Annotated in this window: 8 protein-coding genes and 1 pseudogene; 1 reads left to right on the top strand and 8 read right to left on the bottom strand. The window is 67.7% G+C overall.

Annotation, left to right across the window (positions count from 1 at the left end):
• The first annotated feature begins 113 nt into the window (after positions 1-113).
• Positions 114-1,202 (top strand): ABC transporter substrate-binding protein, encoded by a 1,089-nt coding sequence (locus PI990_RS21680; protein WP_271658444.1) that lies wholly within the window; start codon positions 114-116, stop codon positions 1,200-1,202.
• A gap of 6 nt (positions 1,203-1,208) precedes the next feature.
• On the opposite strand, the gene PI990_RS21675 is transcribed toward PI990_RS21680, so the two are convergent.
• From PI990_RS21675 to PI990_RS21645, 8 genes and pseudogenes are all read right to left on the bottom strand, one after another.
• Positions 1,209-1,439, bottom strand: a complete 231-nt coding sequence (locus PI990_RS21675) for a DUF2970 domain-containing protein (protein ID WP_021221770.1) — start codon at positions 1,437-1,439, stop codon at positions 1,209-1,211.
• A 52-nt stretch (positions 1,440-1,491) separates the two neighbouring features.
• Positions 1,492-2,526 (bottom strand): RNA methyltransferase, encoded by a 1,035-nt coding sequence (locus PI990_RS21670; RefSeq protein WP_021221769.1) that lies wholly within the window; start codon positions 2,524-2,526, stop codon positions 1,492-1,494.
• 53 nt (positions 2,527-2,579) lie between these two features.
• A complete protein-coding gene (locus PI990_RS21665) occupies positions 2,580-2,864 on the bottom strand; it encodes a YceK/YidQ family lipoprotein (RefSeq protein WP_021221768.1) in 285 nt (94 codons plus the stop codon).
• A 79-nt stretch (positions 2,865-2,943) separates the two neighbouring features.
• Positions 2,944-4,224 (bottom strand): methyl-accepting chemotaxis protein, encoded by a 1,281-nt coding sequence (locus PI990_RS31640; RefSeq protein ID WP_442969349.1) that lies wholly within the window; start codon positions 4,222-4,224, stop codon positions 2,944-2,946.
• A gap of 168 nt (positions 4,225-4,392) precedes the next feature.
• A pseudogene (locus PI990_RS31635) lies at positions 4,393-4,737 on the bottom strand (PDC sensor domain-containing protein); the annotation flags it as partial.
• Positions 4,738-5,316: 579 nt separating this feature from the next.
• Positions 5,317-9,039: a methionine synthase gene (gene metH, locus PI990_RS21655; protein ID WP_271658442.1), complete on the bottom strand. Its 3,723-nt coding sequence runs from the start codon at positions 9,037-9,039 to the stop codon at positions 5,317-5,319.
• A 216-nt stretch (positions 9,040-9,255) separates the two neighbouring features.
• A complete protein-coding gene (locus PI990_RS21650; protein WP_021216804.1) occupies positions 9,256-9,729 on the bottom strand; it encodes a hypothetical protein in 474 nt (157 codons plus the stop codon).
• A 13-nt stretch (positions 9,730-9,742) separates the two neighbouring features.
• Positions 9,743-10,246, bottom strand: coding sequence for a hypothetical protein (locus PI990_RS21645; protein WP_271658441.1), 504 nt, complete (start codon positions 10,244-10,246; stop codon positions 9,743-9,745).
• Positions 10,247-10,414 lie beyond the last annotated feature (168 nt).

Genomic DNA, 10,414 nt, shown 5'->3' with positions numbered 1-10,414 from the left:
GATCGTGGTCGCCACGGCGGTGTTTTGGGTCAGCCACCAGTAGCAGGAGCAAGCGAGGCGGCGGGGTGTGGCGCGGGTATACTGCAGCGCATTCGACGAAAAGGTTTTCCTTGATGTCCTTTCCACGCTCCCTGGCCTTGTGCATGGGGCTGTTCTGTTGTGACCTGGCGCAGGCCGCCTCCGTTGTGTTTCTCAACCCCGGTCGTAGCGACGAGCCGTTCTGGCGCAGCTACGCCGAATTCATGCGCGCGGCTGCCGATGACCTGGGTATGGAATTGCGCATCGAGTTCGCCGAGCGTGACAACGCGCGCATGCTGGGTCAGGCCCGCGCAGCGCTTATGGGGCCCGAGGCGCAGCGCCCCGACTACCTGGTATTCGTCAACGAGCAGTACGTCGCACCGGAGATTCTCCGGCTGGGGCAGGGCAGCGGGGTGCGCTTGTTCATCGTCAATAGCACCTTGACGGATGAGCAGCGCGGCCTGGCCGGCGGCCCGCGCGAGCGCTATGGCAACTGGATCGGCAGCCTGGTGCCCAATGACGAGGAGGCCGGGGCGCTGATGGCCGAGGAGCTGATCCGCCAGCAGCGCCGCGTGCAGCCACAGGGCGGGATCGAGATGCTGGCGTTCTCCGGCGTGAAGCAGACGCCCGCGGCCCGCCTCCGGGAGGCGGGGCTGCACCGGGTGCTGGCAGCCAACCCGGATGTCAGGCTGCGCCAGCTCGTGTATGCCGAGTGGGACCGTGGCCGGGCTCTAGAGCAGGCCCGCCAACTGCTACCACGCTATCCGAGGGTCAGCCTGGTATGGGCGGCCAATGACGCGATGGCCTTCGGCGCCATGCAGGCTGCCGATGAGTTGGGCGCGCAGGTGCGTGGTCGCTTGCATTTCTCCGCGCTGAACAACTCTCCCGAGGTGCTGCAGGCGCGTATCGATGGGCGCGTGGATGTGCTGGTGGGCGGGCACTTCACCTTGGGTGGCTGGGCACTGGTGATGCTGGCGGATTACGACGCTGGGCAGGATTTTGCCCGTTTCGGCGGCGCGGACCAGCGCGCGCGGTTGTTCACCCGGCTGGATGCGCGACAGGCTCGGCAGTTGCTGAAGCACCTCCAACAGCCGGGCTACGGCGTCAGGTTCCGCGATTTCGGTGCGCGTGGGCACCCGGACTTCTCCGGCTACCGCTTTTCCCTGTCTCCGCTGCTGGATTGACGCGCACTACAGCCCGGCGAGGTGCAGCACCAGCTTGACCACGCCGAACAGCGTCAGCGCGAACACCAGGGTGAAGAGCACGCCGAGGATGATGAAGTGGCTGGGCTTGCCACGGCTGAAGTCCCGCGAGCGGTTCTTGCCGCTCTGCACGCCGAAGGCGGCCGCCGCGACGCTGTGGAGCATCTCGCGGAAGGTCAGGGGGCGTTGGTTGTCGTCGTCGATCTTGCTGTCGTCCATGGTGCACCTCCGTGGGGCACAAGCTTAGCTCGCCCCCGTCAGGTTGCCCGGATCAATGCACGGGATGCAGCAGGCGGGTGTTGACCTTCTCGGCGCGGGCGCGCAACTGGCCGCAGCCGCCATCGATGTCCTGGCCGGCGGAGTTGCGCACCTTGGTCAGCACGCCACGGCTGTGCAGGTAGCGCACCAGCTCGATGATGCGATCACCGCCCGGGCGCTGGTAGTCGTCCGCTTCCAGGCTGTTGTAGGGGATGAGGTTCATCACCGCGAACTTGCCCTTGAGCAGGCGCAGGATGCCGTCGGCCTCCTCCTGGCTGTCGTTGATGCCGGCGAGCAGCGTCCACTGGTACTGGATGGGGTAGTCCGTGGTGCGGGCATAGGCTTCGCCCAGCTCCACCAGCTCCTCGGGGCTGATGCGCGGCGCCTTGGGCAGCAGTTGTTCGCGCAACTCGGCACGGCTGCTGTGCAGCGACAGCGCCAGGGCCGGCTTGACCCGCTGCTGGGGCAGGCGCTCGAAGACGCGCGGGTCGCCCACGGTGGAGAACACCAGGTTCTTGTGGCCGATGCCGCCGTCGGTGCCCAGCAGGTCGATGGCCTCCAGTACGTTGTCGAGGTTGTGGGCCGGCTCGCCCATGCCCATGAACACCACTTTCTTCACCTTGCGGTAGCGCCGCGCCAGGGCCACCTGGGCGACGATCTCCAGGCTGCCGACTTGGCGCAGCAGGCCGCTCTTGCCGGTCATGCAGAACACGCAGCCCACGGCGCAGCCGACCTGGCTGGAGACGCACAGGCCGTCGCGGGGCAGCAGCACGCTTTCGACCATCTGGCCGTCGGCCAGGCCCACCAGCAGCCGTGCCGAGCCGTCGGCGGCGGGATGCTCGGAGCGCAGCCGCGCGAGGTTGTCCAGCTCCTCGGCCAGGGCCGGCAGGCCTTCACGCACGCTGATGGGCAGGAAGTCCTGGGCTTGCTGGCGCAGGGTGCAGGCGTCGAGGGGCTTGCCCTGCAGCCAGGCGCGGATCACCCGCCCACGGTGGATGGGTTTGGCGCCGAGGGCGGCGAGGCGGTCGTGCAGGTCTTGGATGCGCATGGGGCGCGAATCCTACCACCGGCGTTCGTGCTTAAGTAGGGGCGACGCGGCCTTCAGGGCCGCGCGGTGTGGTCGTGGGGCAGTAGTGCGGTGTCCACCACCAGGTCCAGTGGGATCGAGGCCAGAGTGGCTACCGGGCAGACCAGCGACATCCAGCAGAACAGGGTCAAGGGCGCGTAGCCGCTGTTCAGCCCATCGGTCAGCAGCTGCCAGTCGGCCTGGGTGCCCTTGTAGTAGTCGGCGTCGACCAGGTGGGCGCTGTCGCCGCGGGCGATGAAGCTGCCGCAGCCGCCGAGCAGGAGGGGGAGCAGCAGGACACAGGTACGAGGAAGGCGCATGCCGGCTCCTTGTGGCAATGAGGAGGCGCCATGCTAGCAGCAGGCGCCCCTCACCCAGGGCGGCATGGGGTCGCGGTCTTCAGCGGCCCCGGCTCAGCTCCGCCAGGCGCGTCGCCGACTGGCGCATCGCCTGGCCGAGGGTGTCCAGGTCCACCGCATCGCGGGCGTTTTCCTCGCTCACCGAGTGGATGCGCACCGCCAGTTCGTTGATCTCCTGGGTCACGTGGCTCTGTTCCTGGGCGGCGACGGCTATCTGCTGGGCGCGCTGGGAGATGTCGTCGAAGCTCTGCACCGTGGTCGACAGCGCAGTGGCGGCGCCTTCGGCTTCCTCCACCGCATGGCGGGTGCGTGCCTCGCCGGCCTGCATGGCCTGCACCGCCTGGCGCGAGGCCTGCTGCAGGCTGGCGATCATGGTGCTGATCTCGTTGGCCGAGCTCTGCGTCTTGGCCGCCAGGGAGCGCACCTCGTCGGCGACCACGGCGAAGCCCCGGCCCTGCTCGCCTGCCCGCGCCGCTTCGATGGCGGCGTTGAGGGCCAGCAGGTTGGTCTGCTCGGAGATGGCCTTGATCACGTCGAGCACGGCGCCCACTTGCTGGCTGTCTTGCTCCAGGCGCGCGATCACCGCGGCGGCGGCGGCCATTTCGCTGGACAGCGCCTGGATGGAGCGGCTGTTGGAACTGACCTTCTGCTGGCCTTCGCTGACCACGCCTTGGGAGCGCTGGGCGGTGTCGGCGCAGTCGTTGGTGTTCTGCGCCACCTCGTTGGCGCTGGAAGACATCTCGGTGATGGCCGCCGCCAGCTGGGTGTTTTCCTGGCGTTGCTGCTCGGCGCGGTGGAGCAGGGCGCCACTGAGGCGGCCGAGGCTGGCGGCTTCTTCCTGCAAGCGGCGGGATTCCTCGGCGATCACCTGGAGCATGCCCTGCAGGCGCCCGGCGTACTGGTTGACCGAACGGCGCAGGCCGCCGATCTCGTCATCACGGAGGATGGTCAGCGCGCCGCCGTGGCCCTGGCCGCTGCCGAGAGCGTCGATCTGCGCGGTGGTTTCGCCGAGCTGCTCCAGTACCTTGCGCCCGGCCAGCCAGACGAATAACAGCAGCAGGCCCAGCAGCGGCAGGAGGAACGCCAGCAACTCGTAGGTGAGGGCGCGCGCCAGGCCGGTGACCCGCGCCTGGGGGGTGACCAGGCCGATGGTCCAGCGGGTTTGCGGCATCACGAAGAGGTTGGCCTGGCTGGCTTCGCCCAGCAGGGCGTCGTCGTCCAGCGCCACGCTGGCGGTGCCGCTGGCGCCGAGTTTGCGCCGGGCCTCCGCCAGCGGCTGCAGCCAGGCTTCACGGGCGGCGAGGTCGTCGAACTTCTGCATGCTGGCTTCGGCGCCGCTGCCCGGCAGGGGGAAGAACAGGATGTTGCCGGCCGGGTCGAGGGCGAAGGCATAGCCGCCGGTGACCTTGCCCTGGTCCTTGAGGAAGGCGGCGAGGTCGTCGAGGCGCAGGTCGATGGTGCTGACCCCGGCGAAGCGGCCCTGCAGCTTGTAGGGCACGCTGCAGGTGACCATGGGCACCTTGCTGACCGGGTCCTGGTAGGCCTCGGACCAGGTGCAGGCATTGCCGCTGGCGCTGCGCGCGCCGGTGTACCAGGCGTCGTTGTGGTAACCGGGGCCTTCGGGCTTGTTGTAGTCGTCGGAGTATTCCAGCGCACCGCTGGCACCGCGTGCCCAGAAGAAGCTGCGGCGGTCGACGCCTTCGGTGAAGGCGCCCGGCTCCGGCCAGATGCCGCCGCCGGCGATGGCCGCATCGCCACTGTTGTCGATCAGGTTGGGGTAGTTGTCGCGGTACTGTGCCTCTTCCCGGGGCAGCACCTCGGCCAGGTGCGCCATGCTCACCGCCAGGCCCTCGATGCCGGCGAGCTTGAGGCCGAGCTGGCGGACGATGGCGCTGCCGGTCTGCTCGATCAGGGCGTTACTTTCCGCCACCACCCGGGGCTGGCCACGGAACACCATGATGGCGAACACGGCGAGGGCGGTGAGCAACAGGAGGAAGATCGCGCCCAGGGTCAGGCGGCTGGAAATGCGGTCAGGCAGCAGAGACATTCGGTACTCCTCGATTCCCGAGCTGGAAGGCGGCGCACGGCAGAGGCGCGGCAGGCACTTCCTATGCAATAGCAGTGCCCGCGCCATTGCGCCTCTGAAAGGCGTGTCGGCCGATGTCGGGGTTCCTGCAGTGGTTTCGGAGGAGTGGTCGTTTCTGGGGGGCGTTCAGGGAGTGATCGAGCGTGTCGGGGGCATCGCGGTGATGGGTTTCGTTTCGCTCGCGGAACGCCGCCCGACCCATCCTACGAAGAGCACCAAGCCGCGCGGACTGGGCACCCGTAGGATGGGTAGAGCCCCGCGAAACCCATCGTTGCGCCGCTGGGAGCCAGAAAGAACCAGGCCCGCATTGCGCGGGCCTGGTCGGGGTCAGTAGTCGTAGCCGAGGTTCGGCGCCAGCCAGCGTTCGCTCACGGCCTGGTCCTGGCCCTTGCGCTTGCTGTAGCTCTCCACCTGGTCGCGTTCGATCTTGCCGACCGCGAAGTACTGCGCCTCGGGGTGGGCGAAGTACCAGCCGCTGACGGCCGCCGCCGGGAACATGGCGAAGTGCTCGGTGAGGAACACGCCGCTGACGCCGGGCTTGTCGAAGCTGGCGCTCGGGTCCAGCAGGTTGAACAGGGTGGCCTTCTCGGTGTGGTCCGGGCAGGCCGGGTAGCCGGGAGCGGGGCGGATGCCGTTGTACTGCTCCTTGATCAGCGCCTCGTTGTCCAGGTGCTCGTCGGCGGCGTAGCCCCAGTGTTCCTTGCGCACGCGCTCGTGCAGCCATTCGGCGCAGGCCTCGGCCAGGCGGTCGGCCAGGGCCTTGACCATGATCGAGTTGTAGTCGTCGCCCTTGGCCTCATAGGCCTTGGCCACTTCCTCGGCGCCGATGCCGGCGGTGGTGATGAAGCCGCCGACGTAGTCGACCACGCCGCTTTCCTTGGGCGCGACGAAGTCGGCCAGGCACAGGTTGGGCTTGCTGTCGGGCTTGATGGTCTGCTGGCGCAGGTGGTGCAGGATGGCCAGCGGCTTGCCCTGGTCGTCACGCACTTCGATGTCGTCGTGGTTGACCTGGTTGGCCGGCCAGAAACCGAACACCGCACGGGCCTTGATCAGCTTCTCGTCGATGAGCTTCTTCAGCATCGCCTGGGCGTCGGCGAACAGCGCGGTGGCGGCTTCGCCCACGACTTCGTCGGTGAGGATGCGCGGGTACTTGCCGGCCAGGTCCCAGGAGATGAAGAAGGGCGTCCAGTCGATGTACTCGGCCAGCACCGCGAGGTCGATGTCTTCCAGCACGCGCACGCCGGTGAAGCTCGGCTTGGGCGCGCGGTAGCCGGCCCAGTCGAAGGCCGGCTTGTTGGCCAGGGCGTCGGCGTAGGCCAGGCGCTCGGTGCGGGCGGCGCGGTTGGCGGTGCGCTCGCGGACTTCGACGTAGTCGGCGCGGGTGCGTTCGACGAAGCCCGCCTTGAGTTCCTTGGACAGCAGCTGGGTGGCCACGCCCACGGCGCGCGAGGCGTCGGTGACGTAGACCACGGCGTCGTTGCTGTACTGCGGGTCGATCTTCACCGCAGTGTGGGCCTTGGAGGTGGTGGCGCCACCGATCATCAGCGGCAGGTTGAAGCCCTGGCGCTGCATTTCGCGGGCGACGTGGACCATCTCGTCCAGCGAGGGGGTGATCAGGCCGGAGAGGCCGATGATGTCGCACTTTTCGGCGATGGCGGTCTGCAGGATCTTCTCCGCCGGCACCATCACGCCGAGGTCGACGATGTCATAGCCGTTGCAGCCGAGTACCACGCCGACGATGTTCTTGCCGATGTCGTGGACGTCGCCCTTCACCGTGGCCATGAGGATCTTGCCCTTGGCTTCGGGCTTGTCGCCCTTTTCCTCTTCGATGAAGGGGATCAGGTGGGCCACGGCCTGCTTCATCACCCGGGCGGATTTCACCACCTGGGGCAGGAACATCTTGCCGGAGCCGAACAGGTCGCCGACCACGTTCATGCCGGACATCAGCGGGCCTTCGATCACCTCGATGGGGCGCGCGCATTGCTGGCGGCATTCCTCGGTGTCTTCGACGATGAAGGCGGTGATGCCCTTGACCAGCGCGTGTTCCAGGCGCTTGTCCACGGGCAGCGAGCGCCATTCCTCGTTCTCCACTTCCTTGACCGCGCCGTCGCCCCGGTACTTGTCGGCGATGGCCAGCAGCGCTTCGGTGGCGTTGGGCGTGCGGTTGAGCACCACGTCTTCCACGGCGTCGCGCAGCTCTTTGGGGATCTCGTCGTAGATCTCCAGTTGGCCGGCGTTGACGATGCCCATGGTGAGGCCGTTCTGGATGGCGTAGTAGAGGAAGACCGAGTGGATCGCCTCGCGTACCGGGTTGTTGCCGCGGAAGGAGAACGACACGTTGGATACGCCGCCCGAGCTCAGTGCGTAGGGCAGGTTGTCGCGGATGTAGGCGCAGGCGTTGATGAAGTCGACCGCGTAGTTGTTGTGCTCTTCGATGCCGGTGGCGACGGCGAAGATGTTGGCGTCGAAGATGATGTCTTCCGGCGGGAAGCCCACTTCGTTGACCAGGATGTCGTAGCTGCGCTGGCAGATTTCCGCCTTGCGCGCTTCGGTGTCGGCCTGGCCGGCTTCGTCGAAGGCCATCACCACCACGGCGGCGCCGTAGCGCTTGCACAGGCGGGCGTGGTGCTTGAACTGCTCGACGCCTTCCTTCATCGAGATGGAGTTGACGATGCCCTTGCCCTGGATGCACTTCAGGCCGGCCTCGATCACCTCCCACTTGGAGGAGTCGATCATGATCGGCACGCGGGAGATGTCCGGCTCGCCGGCGATGAGGTTGAGGAAACGCACCATCGCCGCCTTGGAGTCGAGCATGCCCTCGTCCATGTTGATGTCGATGACCTGGGCGCCGGCTTCCACCTGCTGCAGGGCGACTTCCAGGGCCTCGGTGTAGTTCTCCTCGCGGATCAGGCGGGCGAACTTGGCGGAGCCGGTGATGTTGGTGCGCTCGCCGACGTTCACGAACAGCGAGCTGCGGTCGATGGTGAAGGGCTCCAGGCCCGACAGGCGGCAGGCCTTGGGAATCTCCGGGATCACGCGCGGCGGGTGCTTGGCCACGGCCTTGGCGATGGCCTCGATGTGCCCCGGGGTGGTGCCGCAGCAGCCGCCGATGATGTTGAGGAAGCCGCTGGCAGCGAACTCCTCGACCACCACGGCCATTTCCGCCGGGGTCTCGTCGTATTCGCCGAAGGCGTTGGGCAGGCCGGCGTTGGGGTGCGCGGAGACGTGGGTGCCGGCCTTGCCCGCCAGTTCGGCGAGGTAGGGGCGCAGTTCCTTGGCGCCGAGGGCGCAGTTCAGGCCCACGGAGATCGGCTTGGCGTGGCTCACCGAGTTCCAGAAGGCTTCGGTGGTCTGGCCCGAGAGGGTGCGGCCGGAGGCATCGGTGATGGTGCCGGAGATCATGATCGGCAGCTCGACGCCCAGCTCCTCGAACACGCCCTGCACGGCGAAGATCGCCGCCTTGGCGTTGAGGGTGTCGAAGATGGTTTCGATCAGGATGAGGTCGGCGCCGCCTTCCATCAGGCCCTTGGTGGCCTCGGTGTAGTTCTCCACCAGCTCGTCGAAGGTGACGTTACGGTAGCCCGGGTCGTTGACGTCGGGGGAGATGGAGCAGGTGCGGCTGGTCGGGCCGAGGACGCCGGCGACGAAGCGCGGGCGGTCCGGGGTTTCCAGGGTCTTGGCGTCGGCCACTTCACGGGCCAGGCGCGCGCCCTCGACGTTCAGCTCGTACACCAGGGATTCCATGCCGTAGTCGGCCTGGGACACCTGGGTGGCGTTGAAGGTGTTGGTCTCGAGGATGTCGGCACCAGCGTCGAGGTAGGCCTTCTCGATGGCCTGGATCACGTCCGGGCGCGACAGCAGCAGCAGGTCGTTGTTGCCCTTGACGTCGCTCGGCCAGTCGGCGAAGCGCGCGCCGCGGTAATCCTCCTCCTGCAGCTTGTAGCTCTGGATCATGGTGCCCATGCCGCCATCGAGGATCAGGATGCGTTCCTTGAGGGCTTGGTGGAGGGCGTGCAGGCGAGCGCTGCGATCGGTGAGCGGGCTGGACATGGAGGACCTGACTAGCTGGGCGGAAAAGGGTGCGAAGCATAGCAAAGATGAAGGGGATCGACCGCCCACCGGCTGGCGCATGAAAATGGCTCATGTTGGTTGCGGCGAAAGGTCGCGACAGCCCTGGCGGGCCGGGTGCGCGGGGATGCAGGCGTGGCGGGGGAGAGCGGGGAGCGCGGCCGTGGATGAGGGAGGGTCATCCACGGCGCGGGGGGATCAGCCGCGGCAGCTGGCCGTGGCGTAGACGAAGTACTTCACCAGGTCGCGGTCGGTGCGGTTCCACACCTCGCCGACCGAGCGCAGGCCCTGGCTCTGGCCGACCGAGCCGGCGATGCTGCCGCACCACACGCGGGGGTACTTGCCACGGTACAGGGTGCCGCCGATGACCACGGCGACGTGGCCGTTGTTGCGCGCCGGGTTGTGGTCGCTGCCCTTGATGCCGGCGATCACGAAGTAACCCTGGGAGGCCTTCTGCGCGGCTTCGTCACCGCTGGCCAGTTCCTTCCAGCCGGTGGCCTGGGGCAGGCCGCCCATGATGGCGTCGGCGTTGCCGCTGGGAATCGGTACGCCGAGGGTGGCAGCCACCGACTGGAGGAAGCCGGAGCAGTTGTTCTTGTTCAGGGTACCGGCGATGAAGCTCTGGTCCCAGGCCGCGGTGGCGGCGTTGACGATGCAGGTGTCGAGGCTCATTGACTCATCCCTATCAGGGTTTGCAGAAAGGCTGTACGGGTTGCTTTGCGTGGGTCTTGCAGTTGCCGGTGTCGTCGCAGTCGGCGCCCAGCACCAGCTCTTCGCCCTCGATGGACGCGCGCTTGCCGGTGATGTCCTGGCGGTGCAGCACCTTGCAGGTGGCGGTGTCGTAGGCCACCAGCTCGCCGTTGGAGCCGCTGAATTCGTAGGTCACCAGGCGCTTCTCGTCGCGGCTGAGGAACAGCGGGTCGCGGGCCCAGATGCCGCCGTCCTCGATGGTGCAGCTCTTGCCGCTGGCCTTGTCCAGCAGCACCACCGGCGGCTCGGGGAAGGAGTCGGGCTCGGCGATGTCCGGGTTCTCGTTGACGAAGCGCACCTGCAGGTGCTGGCCGTCGCCGACGAAGGTGGTGGGCGCCTCGGGGCTCGCCACCAGTTTCAGCGGCGCGAAGCCGCAATCGGACGCCTGGGCACAGGCGCTGAGGGTCAGGGCGGCAAGGGCGCCGGCGAGGGGTTTCATGGTCAGGGTCTCCTGTGGCATGGCGGGGGCCGGCCGGGCGGCGTTCGGCTGCAGTTCAGGAGGGGGAGAGCCGGACGGCGGCCCCGAGAACGGTCCCTGTAGCTGCGCCGACATCATCCCTGGCGGTCTGGCGTGGCGGCAGGATACGCCGGCGGCTCGCCGTGAGAG

It is taken from the genome of Pseudomonas sp. TUM22785, assembly GCF_028198105.1.
Classification (GTDB): domain Bacteria; phylum Pseudomonadota; class Gammaproteobacteria; order Pseudomonadales; family Pseudomonadaceae; genus Metapseudomonas; species Metapseudomonas solani.
The sequence above is the reverse complement of the archived record's forward strand: the minus strand, read 5'-3'. Positions and strand labels throughout refer to the sequence as shown.

Bases quoted from the DNA above. Each gene is read 5' to 3' on its own strand.
- metH (WP_271658442.1), bottom strand. From the start codon at position 9,039: ATGTCCAGCCCGCTCACCGATCGCAGCGCTCGCCTGCACGCCCTCCAC.
- PI990_RS21665 (WP_021221768.1), bottom strand. From the start codon at position 2,864: ATGCGCCTTCCTCGTACCTGTGTCCTGCTGCTCCCCCTCCTGCTCGGC.
- PI990_RS21675 (WP_021221770.1), bottom strand. From the start codon at position 1,439: ATGGACGACAGCAAGATCGACGACGACAACCAACGCCCCCTGACCTTC.
- PI990_RS21680 (WP_271658444.1), top strand. From the start codon at position 114: ATGTCCTTTCCACGCTCCCTGGCCTTGTGCATGGGGCTGTTCTGTTGT.
- PI990_RS21650 (WP_021216804.1), bottom strand. From the start codon at position 9,729: ATGAGCCTCGACACCTGCATCGTCAACGCCGCCACCGCGGCCTGGGAC.
- PI990_RS21645 (WP_271658441.1), bottom strand. From the start codon at position 10,246: ATGAAACCCCTCGCCGGCGCCCTTGCCGCCCTGACCCTCAGCGCCTGT.
- PI990_RS31640 (WP_442969349.1), bottom strand. From the start codon at position 4,224: ATGCAGAAGTTCGACGACCTCGCCGCCCGTGAAGCCTGGCTGCAGCCG.
- PI990_RS21670 (WP_021221769.1), bottom strand. From the start codon at position 2,526: ATGCGCATCCAAGACCTGCACGACCGCCTCGCCGCCCTCGGCGCCAAA.